Here is a 22,526-nt window from a genome sequence, read left to right as displayed (position 1 = left end):
AACGTGAGCACACCTCCTCCGCGCGCACTCTTGTACGGGGACGTGGACCTGAACATCATCGACGGTTCCGCGATCTGGGCACAGTCGATGGCGCAGGCCCTGGCCGCCGCCGGATGCGAGGTCACCCTCCTGCTCAAGGCCCCCGTGCGCACCGACCGGCTCATCGCGCCGCTCGCCACCGTGCCCGGGGTCCACCTGCTGCGCCCCTACGAGGACGCACTGGTCCCGGACGCCGGACCGCGCGGGCTCACCCCCGAGCAGGCCGTCTCCCTGATGGTCGCCCGGCACGAACGCCGCCCCTTCGACCTGGTCGTCGTGCGCGGCCGCCGCCTGGCCGGGCTGGCCGCCCAGGAGGAGTCCCTGGCCGGACGGCTGTGGACCTACCTCACCGACTTCCCCCACGGTGTCGACGGTCTCACCGCCACCACCGTCGCCGAACTCACCGAGATCTCCCTGGCCTCCCGGTTCCTGCTCTGCCAGACCGAGGAACTTCGGGCCTTCCTGGAATCGTCGGTGCCCGCCGCCTGCGGCCGCTCGGTGCTGTTCCCGCCCGTCGTGGTGGTCCCCGAGGACGCCCGCGCCGACGGGCAGGTGCACGCACGTGCCCGACTGGCCTACACCGGCAAGTTCGCCCAGGCCTGGAACACCCTGGAGATGACGGGGCTGCCCGCCGCCCTGGAACGCCGGGGCGTGGAGTCCGAACTCGTGATGATCGGCGACAAGATCCACGCCGATCCCGCCGACTGGTCCAAGCGCATGCGCAAGGCCCTGGAGGGCACCCCCGGCGTGGACTGGCGGGGCGGCATGGCGCGCGCCGACGCCCTGCGGGCCTCCGCCGAATGCGACTTCGGCCTGTCCTGGCGCGACCCCTCCATGGACGCCAGCCTGGAACTGTCCACCAAGGTCCTGGAGCTGGGAGCGCTCGGACTGCCGGTGGTCCTCAACCGCACTCCCATGCACGAGGCCCTCCTGGGTTCCGATTACCCGCTGTTCGCCGGGGCCGACCTGGACTCTGTCGCCGAGGTCGTCGCCCGGGCCTACCACGACCGCTCCGTGTACGCCGACGCCGCCGCCCGCTGCCGGGCCGCCGCGGGGGAGCACACGCTGGAGCGGGCCGCCGAACGGCTGCGCGGATACCTCACCGAGGCGCTGCCGCCGGTCCCCACCGGGGCCGACCCCGAACGCCCGCTCAAGGTGGTCGTGGCCGGGCACGACATGAAGTTCTTCACCCGACTCGCCGAGTACCTGTCCTCGCTTCCGGGCCTGGAGGTCCGCATCGACGAGTGGGAGGGCCTGGGCACCCACGACCAGTACCGGTCCCGGGAACTCGCCGGTTGGGCCGACGTGGTCATCTGCGAGTGGTGCGGTCCCAACGCCCTGTTCTACGCCAAGTGGAAGCGACCCGACCAGCGGCTCATCGTCCGCCTGCACCGGTTCGAGCTGTACGCGGAGTGGCCGCGCCGGCTCGACATCGACAAGGTCGACGCCGTGGTGTGCGTCAGCCCCCATTACGCCGACCTCACCCGGGAGATCACCGGTTGGCCCGCCGACAAGGTCGTGGTGGTCCCCAACTGGGTGGACGACGAACAGCTCGCCCGGCCCAAGCTCCCGGGCGCCGAGTACTCGCTGGGCATGATCGGCATCGCGCCCTCCCGCAAGCGGATGGACCGGGGTCTGGACGTGCTCGCCGAGCTGCGGCGCATGGACCCCCGCTACACGATGTCGATCAAGACCAAACAGCCCTGGGACTACTGGTGGATCTGGAACCGTCCCGAGGAGCGCGCCTACTTCGAGCGCGTCTACCGGCGGGTCCAGCGCGAGGAGGCGTTGGCCGGGGCCGTGGTCTTCGACCCGTTCGGTCCCGACGTCTCCACCTGGCTGCGTCGGGTCGGGTTCATGCTCTCCACCAGTGACGACGAGTCGTTCCACCTGGCCCCGGCCGAGTGCGCCGCCTCCGGCGGGGTGCCCGCCCTGCTGCCGTGGCCCGGCGCGGACACGATCTACGACCCGCACTGGATCCACGACGACGCCGTGGCGATGGCGGAGGCGATCCACGCGGTCGTGCGGGAGGGGCGGTTCGAGGAGGAGGCCGAACGCGCCCGCGCGGAGGTGATCGGGGCCTACTCCCTGGGACGGGTCCGTGCCCTGTGGACCGACCTGGTGGTGCTGGGCACGGTCCCGGCGTCCGTGCCGGCCCGGGCCTGACCGGTCCGGGTCGGCCCCTCGGGGCGTGTTCGACACCGCCGTCTGCGAGGCCGTGACCGCGCCGCGGGCGTTCGTGAAGGACCTTCCGGGCTCGTGCGGGAACGTGTTCGCGGGACCCGCCCCAGGGGTCAGACCGGGCCGGTCATCTTCGACAGGCCGCCCGCTCCGGCGGGCAGGAACAGCGCGAAGGTGGTCGGCCTGGCCTGGATCAGTTCCACCCGGGCCCCCTCGGACTCGGCGATGTGCCGGGCCAGGGCCAGCCCCAGACCGGTACCCCCGCCTCCGCTGACCTCGCGTTCGAAGATCCGCCCGGACAGGTGCTCGGGCACGCCCTCGCCCTCGTCGCTCACCTCGATGCGCACCGACTGGCCGGTGTCGATCCGGCGGATCGTCACCGTGCCCGCGCCGTGCTTGTAGGCGTTCTCCACGAGGGTCGCCAGGATCTGGGCCAGGTCGGTGGGCACGGTCATCGCGGTCAGCCCCGGCTCGCCGGTGACCAGGAGCCTGCGGTCCTCCTTCTGGAACACCGGGGCCCATTCGGCCTGGAGGTGGTTGAGGACCGAGTCCACCTCGACCGCCTCCACCTCGGGGTTCTGGCTCTTGCGGGCCCGACCCAGCAGGCTCTCGACGGTCTCCACCAGCCGTTCGGTCTGGGCGAGGGCCGCCTCGCCCTCCTCCCGGACGACCTCGGGGTCGTCGGCCTCGGCGATGATCTCCTCCAGGCGCATGGTGAGCGCCGTCAGCGGGGTGCGCAACTGGTGGGAGGCGTCGGTGGCGAAGTGGCGTTCGGTGGCGATCAGGCCGGCGATGCGCTCGGCGCTGCGGTCCAGGACCTCGGCCACCCGGTCCGCCTCGGGGATGCCGTAGCGGTGACCCCACGGCGTGGTGACCCCCGAACCGAGCCGTTCGGCGGTGGCCGCCAGGTCGGCCAGCGGCAGGGTCAGCCGCCGGGCCTGGAACATGGACAACCCCACCGCCACGCCGATGGCCAGCAGCGACAGGGAGGCGATGCCCAGCCAGGCGCGCACCACGCTCTGCTGGACCTCGTCACCGCTCATCCACACCTCGACCACGGTGCCCCGCCCGGTGGTGGCCGTCGCCAGCATCAGCGCGGGGGCATCGGGTGCGTTCGGGTCCAGGGCCGGGTTCCCGGCCGTCACCGTGTTGGTGCCGTCGCCGGTCGTGATCCGGATGAACCGGTCCGGATGCTCCCGGTCGAACTCGGTGAGGTTGATCTCGTCGTGGATCTCCAACATGGTGTCGCTCTCGGCACCGATCAACTCCGCCTCGCCCTGGAGGGCACGACTGCTCTCGTCGTGCACCAGTTTGTAGGTGAGCGCACCCAAGGGCAGTCCGAGCAGCATGACGGCGATGACGGTCACCACCAGGGTGGAGAAAACCATCCGCCTGCGCATGTCACCTCATGTTCGTCCGACCGGGCGCCGGCCGACCGGGGAGGGGACGCGTCGAACCCACGGTCCGATCAGTCCCGCTCGAAGCGGAAGCCCACGCCGCGGACGGTCGTGATGTACGACGGCTGGTTGGCGTCGTCACCGAGTTTGCGTCGCAGCCAGGAGATGTGCATGTCCAGGGTCTTGGTCGACCCCCACCAGTTGGTGTCCCACACCTCGCGCATGATCTGTTCCCGGGTGACCACCTTGCCGGCATCGCGCACGAGCACGCGCAGCAGGTCGAACTCCTTGGTGGTGAGCTGGAGTTCGCGTTCGCCCAGCCAGGCCCGGCGGGAGTCGTTGTCGATGCGCACGCCGTGGACGACGGGCACCTCGGCTCCCCCGCGCCGCAACAGGGCGCGCACCCGGGCCAGCAGTTCCGCCAGCCGGAAGGGTTTGGTGACATAGTCGTCGGCGCCGGCGTCGAGGCCGACGACGGTGTCGACCTCATCGGCGCGGGCGGTGAGGATGAGGATCGGCGTTCCATGGCCCTCGGCTCGGAGCCGACGCGCCACTTCCAGCCCGTCCATTTCGGGCAGGCCCAGGTCCAGGACCATCAGGTCGATGTCCCCCGCACGGGCACGGTCGAGTGTCTCAATGCCGTTGACGGTCACGTCCACCGTGTAGCCCTCGCGGCGGAGTGCGCGCGCGAGAGGCTCGGAGATCGAGACATCGTCTTCGGCCAGCAAAACGCAGGTCATGCTGTCGATCGTAGGTCCGGGGTCGCGCATTTCCCTATTATGCGCGCCGGATGGCCCAAGGTTGGCCGAAAATACGGTATTCACATACCGGACAAACAACTCGATTGCTCAATCAATGGGCTTTCTTTGCCGCCGGCCGGGGGAAATCAGGGTTCTTGGTGAAGTGTGCCGCGCGGAGTGATCGAGGTGCGGCGCTCGGTCGCCGAAACCGGCCCCGGCCGGCCGCTTTGTCGGTACCAATGGGATGATCGTGGATGAAAGGGTGGAAGAACAACGGCGATGTGCGAGCGGTCCCCCATCGTCGCCGTCGGACCGCTCGACGCCGATGACGAGGAGAGAGCGCGTGAACCCCCACCGGGAACCCGAGCAGCCCCCATGGAATCCGCCGCCCGGCCCGCCGGCGGGTCCCCCTCCGCCTCCGCCGCACCCTCGACCCGCCGGCAGGTACGGCACCGGACTGATGGTCGTGCTCGTGGTCATCGCCGTCCTGGCGGGCGCGTCCGTCCTCGGCGGCGGACTCGTCCTGGGGAGCGTGATCACCGGTGGCGCGGCCGCGGGGGAGGCGGACACCGAACCCTCGCCCGAGCCCACCCGTGAGGAGACGCCCACCCCGGAGCCGGAGCCGGAGCCCGAACCGGAGCCCACGTCGGAACCCACCGATGAGCCCACTCCCGCCCCGGAGGACCTGCCGACCTCCGACGACCTGGTCGCCGAGTTGCGCCTGGAGTACGACATCCGAGAGCGGCGCAACATCACCGCCGAACTCTGCGAGGGCCCCGAACAGGAGGGGACGCTGTTCCAGTGCACCTCCGCCACCGACACCGAGGTGGTCCGCGTGATCGCCTACGCCCACGAGGGGTCGGCCTCCCTGGCCGCGCTCCTGCTGAAGGAGGGCATGGGGGAGGACGGGAACGACGCCGTGGACGTTCAGGAGGCCTGCCACTTCGCCCTCATCTGGTTCGAGGGGTCCGAGACCGATCAGGCGGAGCGCGACGAGATGGCGGAGTACGCGCGCGAAGCGGCGGGCTGCGCCTGACCCGCGGGGTCCGCGAACACGGCCGTGTCGCAACGGAACAAATTGTTCACTGTGAGTGACAATGTGTGGGTGGGCGGTGGTCGGTCACGATCATCGCCCCCCATCCCATTCCAGCAGGATCATCCGTCCCGGCGCCAGGGTCGGCGATGCCCTGGGGACGATGACCGTCCCGGGGCGCGGGCGCACCGGACCCGGGAGGGGAGTCGAGGAGCGTTCCGATGACCCGAGCAGGCACCTTGCGAACGGCGGCGCTCGCCGTCGCGCTCGCCCTGCCCATGGCACTGGCGGCACCGGCAGCCGCCCAGACCCGAGGCGAGACGGCGGCCGATACCACCTCGGCCGAGGAACGCGGCGCCCTCTCCGTCCGCCACTACTACACCACCTGGCGCGACGCCCGCTCCTACTGGTCGCAGGACACCCGCTACACCACCGGAGGCTGGCTGTGGGCCGGCCGCCACTACTTCTTCTGTCAGACCGAGGGCACCGCCCACTCCGACGGCAAGGGCGCCAACTCCACCTGGTGGGTGCTCACCGACGACGACACCGGCAACCGCGACGTCTTCGTCAGCGCCACGGCCCTGCGCGTCGCCGAACCCTGGAAACCCATCGAGGGGCTGCCCCGCTGCTGACCGGAGCGGTCCACCGGACACGAGGAAGGGGCCCGGCCGGGTGCGCACCCGGCCGGGCCCCTCGTTCCGTGAGGCTCGACGACGTCCGGTGTCAGCCGTCCAGCCCGGCCGGCTCCGCTCCCTTGCGCTTACGGCTCAGGTACAGGGCCGCGCCGCCCGCGCCCACGGCGACCACGGCGGCCGCGACCAGGCCGAGAACCGCCGTGCCGGTCCTGGGCAGCGAACCGTCGCCGCCGTCGCCCGGCTTCGGGCTCTTGCTCGCCGGGTCGGAGGGGTCGCCGCTCGGACCGTCGGTCGGACCGTCCGTGGGACCGCCCGTGGGGCCGTCGGTCGGGGACGGGGAGGGCGAGGGAGACGGACCGGTCCCGGGGTCGGGGACGGTCGCCTCCTCGCCCACCACGATGCGACCGGCGCCGCCCTCGGGGTAGGCGGCCTCGGTGATCCGCCCCTCCAGCCGCCCGGTGATGAGCCGCTCCAGGGCGCCCTGGTAGGTGGATCCCACCACGGTGAAGTCGGCGCCGCGGAACGGGTAGTTGTCGCCGCCCCGGGCGGAGAAGTCGTTGGTCACCACCGTGATCGGGGCGCCCTCCACGACCTTCCCGTCCTTCACGAGCACCGTGCCGTCGTGCAGGATCACGTTGCGGACCCGCTCACCCGGGGTCGTCACGTTGCCGTCCCCGCCGACGACCTGCGCGGTCCGCGTCGGGTCGTAGGCGAAGTTCACACCCGCGACCTGCATGAACGCGCCGCTGGCGGCCGGAGCCGCGGCCACACCCTGCTCCAGCAGCTCCTTGATCTGGGAACGCGGCAGATCGGGCACCACGGCCACCTGGTTGGCGAACGGGGCGATCGAATAGGTGTCCAGCGAGGTCAGCGGACCGGCCGGGATCACGGAGGCGTTGCGGATGCCGCCGCCGTTCTGGATGCCGATCTGCGGCTCGGGCACCCCGTACTCGGAGGCGTTGCGGACACCGGTGTCGAGCAGTCCGTCGGCCACCAGGTCGCCCAGGTTGGTCTCCTGGGTGCGCACGCCCGGGTTCTGGACGCCGTTGAGGTCCACCTCGCTCTGGGCGACCACGGTCTCGGCCAGTTCGGCCACGTAGTCGGAGACCGGCTTGGTCACCTGCGCCTCGACGTCGGCGTGCGGGGCCACCGCGTCGTCGCCCGCGCCCGACACCCGGACCGTGCCGGAACGGTCGGACACGGAGATCACGTCGCCGGCCGCGTCGAAGTCGAGGACCAGGCGCCCCACGTACTTGTAGTTGGAGCCGGCGGTCACGATCGGCACCTCCTCCCCGTCGGGGTTGGTGGCGATCAGGGGGTAGGACAGCGGTGCGCCCGTGCCCGGGTGCGCCGTGACCTGGTCACCGGGGACCAGGGCGTCGTCCGGGTTCGCCATGATCTCGTGGCCGCCGCCCGAGACGATCGCGTCGATCCCGGTCAGCTCCCGCGCGACCCGCTCCTCGTAGGCGATGCCCTGGAGGTGCGAGATCATGATGATCTTGTCGACACCCTCTCCGGTGAGCCGGTCGACCTCGGCCTGGACCGGGGCGACCACGTCCTCGATCACCACGTTGCGCGGGCTGCTGATGGTGGACAGCAGCGGGTAGAGCGCGCCGACGATGCCGACCTGCTCGCCGCCCGCCTCCACGACGGTGCTGGGGGCGATCCGGCCCGCGTCCCTCAGCGCGGCCAGGGACGGCTCCTTGGACACGTCGACGTTCGCGGCCACCACCGGCACGTCGGGCAGCTGCTCGATGAACTCGGCGTACACGTCCGGGCCGAAGTCGAACTCGTGGTTGCCCATGGCGATCGCGTCATAGCCGGCGTACCGTGCGGCCACCGCGTCGTAGAACGGGGCGCCGTCCTCTCGGGAGGCCGAGAACTCCGGGCCCGGCAGGTACATGTCGCCGGAGTTCACGGTCACCACACCGTCGGAGTCGGCCTCCTCGGCCTCGCGCAGGTCGTTGATCAGGGTGGTGAACCGGGCGGCGCCGCCGAAGTCCTCCTGCCCCGACGCGGACAACAGCCGCGACTCGGGGTCGTTGGCGTGCAGGATCGTCAAGGTGAAGTCGGCGTCACCCGAGGGTTCCATGGGGACGGCCGCGCCGGCGGTGGGCGCGAACGGCACCACGAAGGCGCTCGTCAGCAGAAGTGCCGCCGAGGCGCGCACGAGTCTGGACATGGGTCCGGGCTCCTTTTGGGGGTCGGGGGATCATCGTGTGCTCCGCCCGGGGCGGAAGTGGGGTCAGAGACGCCACATTAGAGGCGATCGCCGTGACGGTCATGGGCCCTGGGGTTACGATTTGCAGAATCCTGCTGTACCGATGGAGGTTTTCGACCCGTCCGTATCATCGGGATCGATCGCGGCGACCCGTCTCCCGGGCGGCGACCTCGCACCTCTCGCACCCGGTAGGGCGCCCTCCCTCCGGAGGGCGGCTCTACCATGAGTGATGTCACTGACCCCGAAACCCCTCGGAGGACGGCCTTGTCTCCCTCTGGCCAGGACCCCTATGAGCCCGACGGCATCCCGCCGCAGAGGGGCCTGCCGGACTTCGAAGCGGGCTTCGCCGCCCTCCACCCCGACGCGCCGCTGCCCCGCAGGGTCGCCGTGGTCCGCATCCTGATGTTCATCGGCGGCGCCTGCGGGATCGCCCTGTCCCTCCTGCTCCTGCAAGGCCTGGTCATCCCCCGGGCGCAGATGGAGGAGGCCCTGGCCGCCCAGGCGCAGATGCTCGGGGAACAGGGCGTGCAACTGGAGATCAGCGTCGAGATGATGCGCTCCCTGATCACCGTCATGGCCGCCGTCACCGGCGTCTACGGGGTGCTGTCCACCCTGCTGGCCGCGCGCATCCGCCGCCGGACGCTCGGCGTCTTCTGGGGCGTGGTGCTCTTCCAGGGCGCCGCCGGCGCGCTGCTGCTGTGGAACCTGCTCTCCGGGGCCCTGGAGGCGGTCGTCCCGCTCGGCTTCGCGGTGTACATGATCACCGTCATGTTCTCCCGCGAGGCCCGCGCCCACTACGGCCTGCTCTGATCCCGGGAGGGGGAGCGCCCGAACAGGCGCGCCCCCTCGCGGGGCGGGGCCGGTGCCCGCACCGCCACCTCCGTCCACCGCCGTCCCAGGAGTCCGCGCACGGCGGCCGCGCCGGTCCCCGGCGTGTCGACGCCCTCCTCCAAGGCCAGCACCTCGCGCAGCAACTCCGCCGCGTCCGGCCGCTCGTCGGGGTCCTTGGCCGTCGCGGCCACCACCACCCGCTTCAGGCCGGGCGGCAGGTACTCCAGGTCGGGCTCCTCGAACAACACCCGTCGGGCCATCTCCTTGGCGTCGGCCCGCCCGAACGGGTCGTGGCCCAGGGCCGCGAACGCCACCGTGGCCCCCCACAGGAAGACGTCGGAGCGCTGTGTCGTGGGTTGTCGCGAGTACTGCTCCGGACTGATCCACCCCGGGGTGCCGAGCTTGTCCACCCACGCGGTGATCCGCTCGTCCGGCAGGGTCTCCGGCGAGGGCAGCTTGAGGTCCCGGTAGGCCCGTCGCATCCGCCGCAACCGGATCCACTTGGTGGGGTCGGGGTCCTCCACCGGGTGCGCGATGCCGAAGTCCACCAGCTTGGGGCCCTTGTCGGACAGCACCACGTTGCTCGGCTTGAGGTCGCGGTGGACCACACCGGCCGCGTGGATGGCGCGCAACGCCTCGGCGGTCCCCGCCGCCACCCCGAGCAACATGCCCTTCTTCAGCCGGCCGTAGCGCTCCACGTGGTGGCGCAGGGTCGGACCGGGCACGTACTCGGTGATCATCCACGGCAGTTCGGCCTGCACGTCGGCCCGCACGAACCGGGCCACCGACGGGCTGTTCACCCGCGACAGCAGTCGGGCCTCCAACGCGAACCGGTCCCGGAACCGGTGATCGGACGCCTGTTCCGCGTGGATCACCTTGACCGCGAGGTACCCGTGCACCCCGGGCGAGTCCGCCGCGTAGACGGTGCCCATGCCCCCGGAGCCGATCCGGCCGACCACCCGGTGCCCGCCGACCTCACGCGGGTCGCCGGGTTCCAGGGGATGGAGTCTGCGGATGCCGCGCGCCTTCATGGGGGCTCCCGGGGATCGTGGGGGACGTCGAGCCGGAGTCTATCCACCGACCCCCGCCGGGGAGGGGACCCCGGAACCGGGTCGGGTCCGGGGCACGTCGGATATAAAGAACGCGTCACCCCCCGCCGCTCCCGAGGATCCGCTTGGAACTCACCCTCTCCGACGGTCGCACGATCTCCCTGAGCCCCGGAACCGCCCGGGCGCTGCTCGGGGCCGCGCCCCTGCCCGACGCCCCGGACGTGTGGTCCCCCGTGTACCGGGGCGCGCCGGGCAACACCGCCCTCATCGAACAGGGTCTGGCCGAACGCACCCGTCAGGGATTCCTCTCCCTGACCCTTCTCGGCCACGAGGCCCGGTCCCGTCTCCTGGACCCGCACGCCGCCGGCGGTCCGAGGCGGATCACCCTCGACCCCGACCTGTCGGACCGGGAGAAGAGGGCGGTCCTGGTGGCCTCGGCCGACCGGAACACCGCGGACCGGAGCGAACCCGCGGGGCGGAACAAGACCATCCTGCGGATGTCCTACGGCGCCCTCCTCACCTACGTGGCCTGCCAGATCCTCCTGGACCTGAGCCCCGTCGGGACGATCCCCCTCGTCCTGTTCGCGGCCGTCGCGGTCGCCGTCCCCTCCGAGCTGAGCGCCCGGGAAAGGGCCCGCCGCGACCCCCGCCGCGTTCTGCGCGACCTGGCCGACCGGTACGTCACCCTCGACATGGTCGAGGGGGAGTACCGCTCCCTGCTGGAGCGCGCCCAGCGAGCGGTGGACACCGTCCTGGAGTCCGGACCGCACCGCGAGGGGCTGCTCCTCGACACCGTTCGCAACGAGGTCGTACTGGCCGAGACCGAGTGGATCATCGCCCACGGGCTGGTCCGTCTGGGACGGGAGGCCGTCCGCGCCGACCGCACCCCGGTCACGGGCGAGCGTTCCAGGGCGGCCGCCGAGCGGGCCCGCGCCGCCCTGGCCGGGGAGCGCGGTCGCCTGGAACACCGCATCGGACTGCTGGAGGAGTACGCGGCCCGGGTGCGCGCCTTCGAGGACGAGCGCACCGACGCCTCCTCCGCCCGCGCGTTCGACGCGGTCGCCGATCGGGTCGTGGAGTCCGGCGCCGCGCACGAGCACCATGAGGCGGAACTGCGCTCCCTGGTCCGCGCACAGGAGGCCGCCCTCCGCCTGTCCGAACCGACCGACCCCGACGCGGTCGGGGCCTGACCCCGGTCGTTCACAGGGGCGGGCGCACGGCCCCGAACGTCGCCCGTCTCTGGCAGGCTCGAAGACGGAAAGGAGGCGATCGCCATGAAGTCGTCCCGGTTCGTCGAGGCCGCCCTGTGGTTCCCGGAGGCCGTCGAGACCGAACCCTTCGGTCCCGGTCCACTCGTCTACAAGGTGTGCGACAGGATGTTCGCCCTGCTCATGGAGGGTTCCGGCGGCGACGCCCCGGCTCGGGCCAACCTCAAGTGCGACCCGGTCCACGCCCTGGAACTGCGCGACCGCTTTCCCGCCGTCACCTCCGGATATCACATGAACAAGGACCACTGGAACACCGTGGTCCTGGACGGCACCGTCCCCGAGGACGAGGTGCTGGAGATGCTGCGCGACTCGTACACGCTGGTCGCCCGAGGGCTGCGCAAGGCCGACCGGGAACGTGTCCTGGCCGTGCTCGGCGACGACCTCCCCGAGATCGGGGACGCCTGAGAAAGGGGACCGTGTGCCCGACGAGAAGCGTTCGCCCGCCGTGGTCCAAGGCGTCCTCGAACGCGTCACCTACGCCAACGAGGAGACCGGCTACACCGTCGCCCGGGTCGATACCGGGCGCGGCGCCGACCTGCTCACCGTGGTCGGCACCCTCATGGGCGTGCAACCCGGTGAGGCCCTGCGCATGCACGGCCGCTGGGGCTCGCACCCGCAGTACGGTCGCCAGTTCCACGTCGACGACTACACCACCGTCCTGCCCGCCACCGTCCAGGGCATCCGCCGCTACCTGGGCTCGGGCCTCATCAAGGGCATCGGCCCCAAGATGGCCGAACGCATCGTCGAGCACTTCGGCACCGACGCCCTCGACGTCATCGAACAGGACCCGGAACGCCTCATCGAGGTCCCCGGCCTGGGCCCCAAGCGCACCCGTCTCATCGCCGACGCCTGGGAGGAGCAGAAGGCCATCAAGGAGGTCATGGTCTTCCTCCAGGGCGTCGGTGTGAGCACCTCCCTGGCCGTGCGCATCTACAAGAAGTACGGCGACACCGCCATCGAGATCGTCCAGAAGGAGCCCTACCGGCTGGCCACCGACGTGTGGGGCATCGGCTTCAAGACCGCCGACACCATCGCCCAGGCCGTCGGCATCCCCCACGACAGCCCCCAACGGGTCATGGCCGGCATCCAGTTCACCCTCTCGGAGTCCACCGGCGACGGTCACTGCCACCTGCCCGAGGAGAAGCTCATCTCCGCCGCCGTCAAGATCCTCGGCGTCGACTCCGGCCTGGTCATCGAGTGTCTGGCCCGGCTCATCGAGGACGAGGGAGTGGTCCGCGAAGAGGTCCCCGGGCCCGACGGCGCCCCGGTGCGCGCCGTCCACCTGGTGCCCTTCCACCGGGCCGAGGTCGGCGCCGCCGCCGGGCTGCTCACCCTGCTGAACCACCCGCACGACCGGCTGCCCGCCTTCGCCGACGTCGACTGGGAGGTCGCCCTGGGCTGGTTGCACCGGCGCACCGGCACCGAACTCGCCGACGAACAGCGCGAGGCGGTGACGCAGGCGCTCACCCGCAAGGTCAGCGTCCTCACCGGTGGCCCCGGCTGCGGCAAGTCCTTCACCGTCTCCTCCATCGTCACCCTGGCCGCCGTCAAGGGCGCGAAGATCATCCTGGCCGCCCCCACCGGCCGCGCGGCCAAACGCCTCACCGAACTCACCGGGCACGAGGCCGCCACCGTGCACCGGCTCCTCGAACTGCGCCCCGGCGGCGAGGCCTCCTACGACCGCGACAACCCCCTCGACTGCGACCTGCTGGTGGTCGACGAGGCGTCCATGCTCGACCTCATCCTCGCCAACAAGCTCATCAAGGCCGTCCCGGCCGGCGCCCACCTGGTGTTCGTCGGCGACGTCGACCAGCTGCCGTCCGTCGGCGCCGGGCAGGTCCTGCGCGACCTGCTCGCCGAGGGTTCCCCCATCCCCAGCGTCCGGCTCACCCGGGTGTTCCGCCAGGCACAGGAGTCCGGAGTGGTGAGCAACGCCCACCGGATCAACAAGGGCGAACCGCCCCTGTTCGAGGGCATGCGCGACTTCTTCCTCTTCGCCTGCGAGGAGTCCGAGGACGCCGCGCTCATGACCGTCGACGTCGTCGCCGGCCGGATCCCCCGCGCCTTCGGCCTGGACCCGCGTCGCGACGTCCAGGTCCTCACCCCGATGAAGGGCGGGCCCGCCGGGGCCGGCAACCTCAACATCGCGCTCCAGGAGGCCCTCACTCCGGCGGGGGAGGGGATCCCCGAACGCCGCTTCGGCGGCCGGACCTTCCGGGTCGGCGACAAGGTCACCCAGATCCGCAACAACTATGACAAGGGCGCCAACGGCGTCTTCAACGGCGCCCTCGGCGTCGTCACCGGTCTGGACCCCGTGGCCCAGGAACTCACCGTGCGCACCGACGAGGACGAGGACATCACCTACGACTTCGCCGAACTCGACGAGCTCGCCCACGCCTACGCCATCACCGTGCACCGCTCCCAGGGCAGCGAGTACCCGGCCGTCGTCGTGCCCGTCACCACCAGCTCGTGGATGATGCTCCAGCGCAACCTGCTCTACACCGCCATCACCCGGGCCAAACGCCTCGTCGTGCTGGTCGGCTCCCGCCGCGCCCTGGCCCAGGCCGTCCGCAACGCCTCCTCCGGCCACCGGCACACGGCCCTGGCCCACCGCCTGCGCACCGCCCGCTACCCTGGTGGATCGTGGACCGAGACACCCTGATCGTCGTGGGCGCCGCCATCATCCGCGACGGCCGCATCCTCGCCGCCCAACGCGCCGAACCCGCCGTCCTGCGCGGCCGGTGGGAGTTCCCCGGCGGCAAGGTCGACCCGGGCGAGACCCCCGCCGACGCCCTCGTCCGCGAATGCCGCGAGGAACTCGGCGTCACCGTCCGCGTCCGTGAGGCGATCGGCGTCGACGTCCCGTTTCCCGCGACCCCGGGGCGCACCCGGTCCGCCGTCCTGCGGCTGCTGCGCGCCGACCTGATCGACGGCGAACCACGTGCCCTGGAGCACCTGTCCCTGCGCTGGCTCACCGCCGCCGACCTGGGCACTCTCGACTGGCTCCCGGCCGACGTGCCCTTCCTCGACCCGATCGGGGCGCTGCTCGTCCCGACGGGATGAACCGCGCCTCCGGCCTTGTTCCCCCTGTAGGGGTGATCAGGGTGACCTGTGCGTTTCCCGACCAGCCCCTCATGACCGCATAAACTGGCAACGGGCCGTGGCATCCTGCGGTCTCTTCCCAGACCAGGAGATCGAGACTTTTCCATGTCCAGCGCTACGCCCGTCGAGGGCTCCGCACGCCGTCGCGACCTTCGCAACGTCGCCATCGTGGCCCACGTCGACCACGGTAAGACGACCCTCGTTGACGCCATGCTCTGGCAGTCCGGTGTCTTCCGGGACAACCAGGATGTCGACGACCGCGTGATGGACTCCAACGACCTGGAGCGCGAGAAGGGCATCACCATTCTCGCGAAGAACACGGCCGTCCACTACACCACGCCCGAGGGCGAGGACGTGGTCATCAACATCATCGACACCCCCGGCCACGCCGACTTCGGCGGTGAGGTCGAACGCGGCCTGTCGATGGTCGACGGCGTCGTCCTGCTGGTGGACGCCAGCGAGGGCCCGCTGCCCCAGACCCGCTTCGTGCTCCGCAAGGCCCTCAAGGCCAAGCTCCCCGTCATCCTCGTCATCAACAAGGTGGACCGGCCCGACAGCCGTATCGCCGAGGTCGTGGACGACACCTACGAACTGTTCATGGACCTGGAAGCGGACGAGTCCCAGATCGAGTTCCCCATCGTCTACGCCTGTGCCCGCGACGGCAAGGCCTCCCTGGAGCGCCCCGCCAACGGCACCATTCCGGACAACGACAACCTGGTGCCGCTGTTCTCCACCATCCTGAACACCATCCCGGCGCCCGAGTACGTCCCGGACGCGCCGCTCCAGGCCCACGTCACCAACCTGGACGCCTCCCCGTTCCTGGGCCGCCTGGCGCTGTGCCGCGTCCAGCAGGGAGAGCTGCGCAAGGGCCAGCAGGTCGCGTGGATCCGCACCGACGGCAACGTCCAGCAGGTCAAGATCACCGAGCTGCTCATGACCGACGGCCTGGAGCGCAAGCCCGCCGAGAAGGCCGGCCCCGGTGACATCGTCGCCATCGCCGGCATCGAGGACATCATGATCGGCGAGACCCTCGCCGACCTGGAGAACCCGGTTCCGCTGCCGCTCATCACGGTGGACGAGCCGGCCATCTCCATGACCCTCGGCACCAACACCTCGCCGCTGGTCGGCAGGGTCAAGGGCGCCAAGGTCACCGCCCGCCTGGTCAAGGACCGCCTCGACAAGGAGCTCGTCGGCAACGTCTCGCTGCGCGTGCTGCCCACCGAGCGTCCCGACGCCTGGGAGGTGCAGGGCCGCGGTGAGCTGGCGCTGGCCATCCTGGTCGAGCAGATGCGCCGCGAGGGCTACGAGCTGACCGTCGGCAAGCCGCAGGTGGTCACCAAGGTCGTCGACGGCAAGGTCCACGAGCCCGTCGAGCGTCTCACCGTGGACGCCCCCGAGGAGTACATGGGCGCCATCACCCAGCTCCTCAGCGTCCGCAAGGGCCGCATGGAGAACATGGTCAACCACGGCACCGGCTGGGTGCGCATGGACTGGCTGGTCCCCTCCCGCGGCCTCATCGGCTTCCGCACCGAGTTCCTCACCGAGACCCGCGGCACCGGTATCGCGCACCACGTGTTCGAGAAGTTCGAGCCGTGGTTCGGCGAGCTGCGCACCCGCCCCAACGGCTCCCTGGTGGCCGACCGGGCCGGCGCCGCCGTGGCGTTCGCGATGTTCAACCTCCAGGAGCGCGGCACGCTGTTCGTCGAGCCGGGCACCGAGGTGTACGAGGGCATGATCGTCGGCGAGAACTCGCGCTCCGACGACATGGACGTCAACATCACCAAGGAGAAGAAGCTCACCAACATGCGCTCCGCCACCGGCGACGAGCTGGTGCGCCTGGTGCCGCCGCGGAAGCTCTCCCTGGAGCAGGCCCTGGAGTTCTGCCGCGAGGACGAGTGCGTCGAGGTCACCCCCGAGCACGTCCGCATCCGCAAGGTCGTCCTCGACCAGAAGGAACGCGGTCGGATCACCGCCAACAAGAAGCGCCAGCAGCAGTAGGACCCCGTGTCCTCGGGACGGGCGGGCCGCGACGCGGCCCGCCCGCCGTGCGTTTCCGCCCAGGTCAACCGGGTAGATGGCTAAGACATGAAGACCGATCCCTCGTGTCCCCGGTGTGGACGCGCGGTCCGGCCCCCGGGGTTGTGGACCAGCGCCTGGCAGTGCGACGCCCACGGCTCGGTCAGCCCGCTCCAACCGGTGCGCACACCCAACACGTCCGCACTGGAGGCGTTGCTGCCCCAGTCCCGGGTCCCGGTGTGGGTCCCGTGGCCGCTGCCCACCGGGTGGGTGGTCACCGGATTCGCCGAGGCCGGTGACGACCGCAGCGGCGCCCTGGGCATCGCCGTCGCCCTCTCCGGGCCGGACCCGCTGGGCGGTGTCGGCGAGGCCGTCATCGTCGCCGAGGCCCCCGGAGTCGGACTGGGCGCCCGCCTGGCCGGGTTGGAGGGCCCCGACCCCGGCGACGGCCTCGACACCCGGGCCGCCGACGCCAAGGTCCGCTTCGAGGGGCACGAGATCCCGCTGTGGAACCTCGATCTGGGCCGTGACCGCGCCGGATACACCGGCGAGGCGCTCTCCCAGTGGCTGTGGGTGATCTTCGCCTCCACCGACACCGCCCTGCTGATGTGCGAGATCAACGCCCTGCGCGATCTGCGCGACATCAACGACGGCGGCGTCGCCTTCGAGCCGCCCTTCGGCGCCCCCAGTCCCTTCCTCTCCGGAGAGTTGGCACCCCGGTCGCCCTGACCCGGGTGGCGGCCCGCCGACGGCGCACCGGCCGATCAGGGCGTGCCGGGGCGCCGCGCGGCGAGGTGGGCGTCCGCGGAACACGCCCTAGTACGATCACCCGGTGACACGTATCGACCTGCACTCCCACAGTTCCGTCTCCGACGGCGGCGATTCGCCGGCGGAGGTCATCGAGTACGCGGTCGCCGCGGGTATCGACGTCCTCGCCCTCACCGACCACGACACCGTCGGCGGTATCGCGTCGGCGGCCGAGGTCCTGCCGCCCGGGTTCACCCTGGTACCGGGGATGGAGCTGTCCTGCGCCTACCGGGGTTCCAGCGTCCACCTGGTGTCCTACCTGTTCGACGCGGACCACCCCGGCCTGACGGAGGAGCTGCGCCGGGTCCGTTCCGACCGGGCCTCGCGCGCCGAGGAGATGGTCCACAAGCTCCGGGCCCAGGGCGTCGACGTGACCTGGGAGCGCGTGCTGGAGATCGCCGGCGCCGGACACGAGGAGTACGCCGACGCCAACACCATCGGCCGCCCCCACCTGGCCCGCGCGATCGTGGAGGTGGGTGCCGCCCGCAACGTCCAGGACGCCTTCGACCGGTGGATCGGCTCCGGGGGACCCGCCTACGCCTCCCGGTACGCCATCGACCCGGTGCGCGCGGTCGAGCTGGTCCGGGCCGCCGGAGGGGTGTGCTCCCTGGCCCACCCGGCCCGCGCCGAGGGCGCCCTCAACGGGGAGGTCCCCCTGGAACTGGTCGAGCGCATGGTCACCGCCGGACTCGGCGGCATCGAGGCCGACCACCCCTCGCACAACCGTGAGCAGACCCGCCACTGGCGCGGGGTCGCCGCCGACCTGGGCGTCGTGGTGACCGGTTCCAGCGATGACCACGGCTCGCTCACCGGGCACCGGCTGGGCGCCCGGACCACCGGGCCGGAGGCCTTCGAGGAACTGGTGGCGCCCGCCACGGGAGTACCCCTGATCAGGGGTTGAGACTGTCGGCGCCCGCCCGGAGTTCGGTACGGTACGGACCATCGCGCGCGGGCGCGACAATGGTCGCAGCATAACCACCCATATCGAACGAAGCGAAAGGTCTGACGCCGTGTTCTGGAAGCGGAAGCCGAAGAAGCAGGACGGCCCGGAGGCCACCGATTCCGCTGCGGAGGTCGCGGTGGACGACAAGGAGGCCGTCGAGGAGACCGGGGCCGAGGAGACGGCGAAGGCCGACACCGAGGTCGTGGCCGCCGAGAAGGAGACCTCCGCGAAGAAGGACGAGGCCGGGGAGGCCGAGGGGGCCGCGGCCGAGACCGACGGCGGTCCCGCCACGGACGTCGACGCCGAGGAGAAGACGGAGGAGGCCGAGGAGGCCGACTCCGACGACGCCACGGAGGACGAGGCCACGAAGGACGAGGCCACGGAGGTCGTGGCCGCCGAGAAGGCGGTCCCCCACATCTTCGCCGACGAGACCGAGGAGACCGGTGTCACCGGCCCCGACTCCGACGGCGTCACCCGTGTCCGCACCGCCGGCACCTTCGAGTTCGACGACGAGAAGTTCGATTTCGTCGGCAACACCTGGATCGTCGACGCCGACGACGAGGGCGTCATCGTCATCGACCCGGGTCCCGACGCCGAGGCCGTCCTGGAGGCCGTGGGCGAGCGCGACGTCTACCTCATCGCCTGCACCAACGCCTACAGCCCGCACATCGAGTCGGCGGTGAAGATCGCCGAGGAGACCGAGGCCTCGATCGCCCTGCACCCGCGCGAGATGCGCCTGTGGCGGCGTCTGCACGGCGCCGAGCACCGTCCGGACGTCGAGGTCGAGGGCGGCGGTTCCATGACCGTCGGCGACCTCCAGATCGACGTCCTGCCCCTGCCCGGCACCTCCACGGGCACCATCGGCTTCTCCATCGGCCAGCTCGGCGTCGTCTTCTGCGGCGACACCCTGCGCAAGGGTGAGCCCGGCATGGTCGGCAACACCTACATCGACTACACGACCCAGCTCGCCTCCATCGGCGAATCGCTGCTGTCGCTGCCGCCGGACACCCGCATCCTGCCCGACCGCGGCCCCGCCACCACCGTGGCCGCCGAGGGCAAGAACTTCGACACCTGGGTCTGACCCCAGCGACGCGCCCCGGCCCGCGAAGGGACCGGGGCGCGTCCGCGTGCGGGAGGTCAGCGACGGCCGACCGACTCCACCCCGTTCCAGAACGCGGTGAACGCGCTCGCCGTGGTCTCGGGGGCCTCCACGTTGGGGGAGTGGCCCGCGCCCGGCACGACGATCCGCCGGGCGTCCAGCCGTTTCGCCATGTCCTCCTGCGCGGCCGGCTCCCAGGCGTCGTCGTTCTCGCCGTAGACCACCAGGGTCGGCAGCTCCAGCGCGGCCAGCTCGTCCACCCGGTCGCGGGCGCCCAACAGGTCCTCGGCGCAGCGCAGCAGGCCCAGCGCGCTGCTCTCGACCAGCCGGTCGCGAAGGAAGGAACGCACGTGCTCATCGGGGGTGCGCTGCCGCGCTTCGGCGTCGAACCGCTCCTCCCACAGCTCTTCCAGCCGTTCCCGGGAGGGGTCCATGGACAACGCGGCGATGAGGGATCGGACGCGCATCGCGCCCTGACCCTGGAGGGCTGCGGGACCGCTGCACAGCAGCGTCAACGACGCCAGGTCGACCATCCCGCTCAGCGCGGTCTCGCGAGCCACCAGACCGCCGAAGGAGTGTCCCACCAGGTGGACCGGTGCGCGGCCACCGACGAGTTCGACGACCTCGGCGACGGCCTCGCCCAGCGAGGACAGCCGGTAGTCGGGGCGCTGCGCGCCCGGTGGCGGGGTGAGGGTCTCCGGCCCCGGGGACGCGTAGGTCCCGGGCAGGTCGATCGCGACCACCTCCCGGCCTGCCTGGGCCAGGGTCTGGAGGACCGCGATGAAGTCCTCCTTGCTGCCGGTGAAACCGTGCACGAGCACGGCGGGCGACAGCTCCACGCCCCCGGAGACGGGCAGTGCCCGCAACGCCGCCACCGGGCCGTAGGACAGGTCGAGATCGACTCGACGCACGCCGGGCGGCAGGTCGAGGAACTTAGGTGTACTCACGTCGGGTCACCCTAGACGATGACGGCCCGGTCCGTGGCGGACCCGGCCGGGGGCCGTGCGCGCCGGCGCGGTGCCTTCGGGCACCGCGCCCGCTCGGCGCCGTGGCACCCGGGGTGGGGCCACGGCCTCGGCGTTCGGTCAGGTGTTCTCCGGGTCACGACGGACGGCCGCGCCACTACGGGTGCGACGGCGACGGCGGACCTTGCGGGCGCCCTCACCGCCCTCGGACTCGCGCGCGGGCGCGGCGGGGGCCGCGGAGGCCGCCGCGGGGGCCTCGGTGCGCTCGGCGGCGGGTGCGGCCACGGGGGCCTCGGCACCCTTCACCGCGCTCTCACCGGAGCGGGTGCGACGACGCGGTCGGCCGCCCCTGCTCCGCCGGCGGCTCTCGTCGCGCTCCTGGTCGCGACCGTGGTCCCGCTCGCGACGACCGCGCTGGACCCGGGGGCCACCGGTGTCACCGATGTCCTCGATCTCCTCGGCCTCAAGACCGGCGTGCTCGTCGCGCTTGTCCGCGGCCAGCCGACCCTTGGTGCCCGCGGGGATGCCGAGCACCTCGAAGAAGTGCTTCGACGTGGAGTAGGTCTCCTCGGGCTCGTTGAACGGCAGGTCCAGTGCGGCGTTGATGAGCTTCCAGCGCGGCATCTCCTGCCAGTCGACGAACGTGATGGCGGTGCCGCTGCGTCCGGCCCGGCCGGTGCGGCCGATCCGGTGCGTGTAGGTCTTCTCGTCCTCGGGCGTCTCGTAGTTGACGACGTGCGTCACGTCGTCCACGTCGAGTCCGCGGGCGGCCACGTCGGTGGCGACCAGGATGTTGATCTTGCCGTTGCGGAAGGCCCGCAGGGCCCGTTCGCGCTGACTCTGGCCCAGGTCGCCGTGGACGGCGGCCACGGCGAAACCGCGGTCCTTCAGTTCGCCCGCCACCCGGTCACAGGCCCGCTTCGTCTGGCAGAAGACCATGCTCTGACCGTGGTCCTGCGACTGGATGAGACGGGCGAGCATCTCGATCTTGTCCATCTGGTGGGTGCGGAACGCGTGCTGGGCGATCCGGCCGGTGATGGCCGAACCGTCGATCTCGTTGTCGTCACCGGCCCGCACGTGGGTGGGCTGCCGCAGGTACTTGCGGGACAGGGAGACGATCTCACTCGGCATGGTCGCCGAGAAGAGCATCACCTGGCGCTCGGTCGGGATCTTGGTGAGGATGCGCTCGATGTCGGGCAGGAAGCCGAGGTCGAGCATCTTGTCGGCCTCGTCCAGGACCACCGCGCCGACCCCGTCGAGCCGCAGGTGCTTCTGGTTCTCCAGGTCGAGCAGGCGGCCCGGGGTGCCGACGACGACGTCCACACCCTCCTTGAGGCCGTTGATCTGCGGCTCGTAGGAGCGGCCGCCGTAGACGGTCAGGATGCGGGAGCCGCTGCGCTTGCCCGCGGTGGTCAGGTCCGCCGCGACCTGGATGGCCAGCTCGCGGGTGGGGACGACGACCAGGGCCCGGGGGCTCTTCGACGTCCCGGGGGTCTGCTGCGCCCGCTGGAGCAGGGGCAGGCCGAAGGCCAGGGTCTTACCGGTACCGGTACGGGCCTGTCCGATGATGTCGCTGCCGCCGAGTGCGATCGGCAGGGCCAGTTCCTGGATGGGGAAGGGCTCGATGATCCCCTCCGCCTCCAGGGCGTCGGCGAGTTCCACGGTCACACCGAGGTCGCGAAAGGTGATCCGGGGCTGTTGTGTGTCTTCTGTGATGCTCAGGGCTCAGGCCTCCATCTTGGCGGTGACGCGAGTGGCGTCGCCGCGTCGGGATCGCGGTCGCGGGCGGCTTTCGAGGGCCGCCGCGGAAGGCGCGGCTCGCCGTCCGTTCCGGGGGAACGGTGCGGCGGCGCTGCCGTCGGATCCGTGGCCCGGGGGCTCCCGGCCGAATATCGGATCCATCCGCTCGGCGCGCTCCCGTTTTCCATCGGGGGCCCGCCGTGGGTCGTCGGGTTCGTTCGCGCGGCCTTCGGCCACCATCGGGTGACCGGGTCGCGCGGCGGGTGCGGCGTCCGTACGGCGCCGCCGCGTGCGGGAACGTCCCCGCGTGCGTTGAGGAGAGGTCCGTTTCGGCCGCACACGCAGGTCGTCACGCAGAGTCTAGCCGGTGCCCCGGCCGATGGACATGGACGTTCACCGGGCCGGACGGACGACTTGGACCTACCCGTCCCCAGCACGTGCAACCGCACCGTCGGAACGT

18 protein-coding genes are annotated in these 22,526 nt (G+C 71.4%); 12 read left to right on the top strand and 6 right to left on the bottom strand.

Annotation, left to right across the window (positions count from 1 at the left end):
* Positions 1-3: 3 nt before the first annotated feature.
* Positions 4-2,205, top strand: coding sequence for a glycosyltransferase (locus PWG71_RS06950; protein ID WP_274808702.1), 2,202 nt, complete (start codon positions 4-6; stop codon positions 2,203-2,205).
* Positions 2,206-2,333: 128 nt separating this feature from the next.
* On the opposite strand, the gene PWG71_RS06945 is transcribed toward PWG71_RS06950, so the two are convergent.
* A complete protein-coding gene (locus tag PWG71_RS06945; protein WP_274808701.1) occupies positions 2,334-3,620 on the bottom strand; it encodes a sensor histidine kinase in 1,287 nt (428 codons plus the stop codon).
* Positions 3,621-3,688: 68 nt separating this feature from the next.
* A complete protein-coding gene (locus PWG71_RS06940; RefSeq protein WP_017570862.1) occupies positions 3,689-4,357 on the bottom strand; it encodes a response regulator transcription factor in 669 nt (222 codons plus the stop codon).
* Between the two features lie 460 nt (positions 4,358-4,817).
* Here PWG71_RS06940 and PWG71_RS06935 point away from each other — a divergent pair, with 460 nt between their 5' ends.
* Both PWG71_RS06935 and PWG71_RS06930 read left to right on the top strand, forming a co-directional pair.
* Entirely contained in the window at positions 4,818-5,393 is a 576-nt protein-coding gene (locus PWG71_RS06935; protein WP_274808700.1) for a hypothetical protein, read from the top strand.
* A 218-nt stretch (positions 5,394-5,611) separates the two neighbouring features.
* Entirely contained in the window at positions 5,612-6,022 is a 411-nt protein-coding gene (locus PWG71_RS06930) for a hypothetical protein (protein WP_274808699.1), read from the top strand.
* Positions 6,023-6,113: 91 nt separating this feature from the next.
* Here PWG71_RS06930 and PWG71_RS06925 read toward each other — a convergent pair whose 3' ends face one another.
* The gene (locus tag PWG71_RS06925) at positions 6,114-8,207 is read right to left on the bottom strand and encodes a bifunctional metallophosphatase/5'-nucleotidase (RefSeq protein WP_274808698.1); all 2,094 of its coding nucleotides are present in this window, start codon (positions 8,205-8,207) and stop codon (positions 6,114-6,116) included.
* Between the two features lie 303 nt (positions 8,208-8,510).
* Between PWG71_RS06925 and PWG71_RS06920 the strand changes: the two genes are divergently transcribed.
* Entirely contained in the window at positions 8,511-9,056 is a 546-nt protein-coding gene (locus tag PWG71_RS06920; RefSeq protein ID WP_274808697.1) for a hypothetical protein, read from the top strand.
* Here PWG71_RS06920 and PWG71_RS06915 read toward each other — a convergent pair.
* Entirely contained in the window at positions 9,041-10,108 is a 1,068-nt protein-coding gene (locus tag PWG71_RS06915; RefSeq protein WP_274808696.1) for a serine/threonine-protein kinase, read from the bottom strand. The genes PWG71_RS06920 and PWG71_RS06915 overlap by 16 nt on opposite strands.
* A gap of 143 nt (positions 10,109-10,251) precedes the next feature.
* Here PWG71_RS06915 and PWG71_RS06910 point away from each other — a divergent pair, with 143 nt between their 5' ends.
* From PWG71_RS06910 to PWG71_RS06875, 8 genes are all read left to right on the top strand, one after another.
* Positions 10,252-11,316, top strand: a complete 1,065-nt coding sequence (locus PWG71_RS06910; protein ID WP_274808695.1) for a hypothetical protein — start codon at positions 10,252-10,254, stop codon at positions 11,314-11,316.
* An 84-nt stretch (positions 11,317-11,400) separates the two neighbouring features.
* Positions 11,401-11,799 (top strand): MmcQ/YjbR family DNA-binding protein, encoded by a 399-nt coding sequence (locus PWG71_RS06905; RefSeq protein ID WP_274808694.1) that lies wholly within the window; start codon positions 11,401-11,403, stop codon positions 11,797-11,799.
* Positions 11,800-11,812: 13 nt separating this feature from the next.
* Positions 11,813-14,056: an SF1B family DNA helicase RecD2 gene (gene recD2 / locus PWG71_RS06900; protein WP_274808693.1), complete on the top strand. Its 2,244-nt coding sequence runs from the start codon at positions 11,813-11,815 to the stop codon at positions 14,054-14,056.
* A complete protein-coding gene (locus PWG71_RS06895) occupies positions 14,038-14,457 on the top strand; it encodes a (deoxy)nucleoside triphosphate pyrophosphohydrolase (RefSeq protein ID WP_274808692.1) in 420 nt (139 codons plus the stop codon). Before recD2 ends, PWG71_RS06895 begins: the two co-directional genes overlap by 19 nt.
* Positions 14,458-14,601: 144 nt before the next feature.
* Positions 14,602-16,494, top strand: a complete 1,893-nt coding sequence (gene typA / locus PWG71_RS06890) for a translational GTPase TypA (RefSeq protein WP_274808691.1) — start codon at positions 14,602-14,604, stop codon at positions 16,492-16,494.
* Between the two features lie 87 nt (positions 16,495-16,581).
* On the top strand, positions 16,582-17,241 hold the full coding sequence (locus tag PWG71_RS06885; protein ID WP_274808690.1) for a DUF6758 family protein: 660 nt from the start codon (positions 16,582-16,584) through the stop codon (positions 17,239-17,241).
* Positions 17,242-17,344: 103 nt separating this feature from the next.
* Complete coding sequence (locus PWG71_RS06880; RefSeq protein WP_274808689.1) at positions 17,345-18,220, top strand: PHP domain-containing protein; 876 nt, start codon at positions 17,345-17,347, stop codon at positions 18,218-18,220.
* 109 nt (positions 18,221-18,329) lie between these two features.
* Positions 18,330-19,343 carry an MBL fold metallo-hydrolase gene (locus PWG71_RS06875; protein WP_274808688.1) on the top strand — a complete coding sequence of 338 codons (1,014 nt, stop codon included), beginning with the start codon at positions 18,330-18,332 and terminating at the stop codon, positions 19,341-19,343.
* 56 nt (positions 19,344-19,399) lie between these two features.
* Here PWG71_RS06875 and PWG71_RS06870 read toward each other — a convergent pair whose 3' ends face one another.
* Both PWG71_RS06870 and PWG71_RS06865 read right to left on the bottom strand, forming a co-directional pair.
* A complete protein-coding gene (locus PWG71_RS06870; RefSeq protein ID WP_274808687.1) occupies positions 19,400-20,308 on the bottom strand; it encodes an alpha/beta fold hydrolase in 909 nt (302 codons plus the stop codon).
* Between the two features lie 138 nt (positions 20,309-20,446).
* A complete protein-coding gene (locus PWG71_RS06865) occupies positions 20,447-21,994 on the bottom strand; it encodes a DEAD/DEAH box helicase (RefSeq protein ID WP_274808686.1) in 1,548 nt (515 codons plus the stop codon).
* Between the last annotated feature and the right edge of the window lie 532 nt (positions 21,995-22,526).

Origin of the sequence: Nocardiopsis sp. N85 (assembly GCF_028882275.1) — a bacterium.
Lineage (GTDB): Bacteria > Actinomycetota > Actinomycetes > Streptosporangiales > Streptosporangiaceae > Nocardiopsis > Nocardiopsis lambiniae.
The sequence above is the reverse complement of the archived record's forward strand: the minus strand, read 5'-3'. Positions and strand labels throughout refer to the sequence as shown.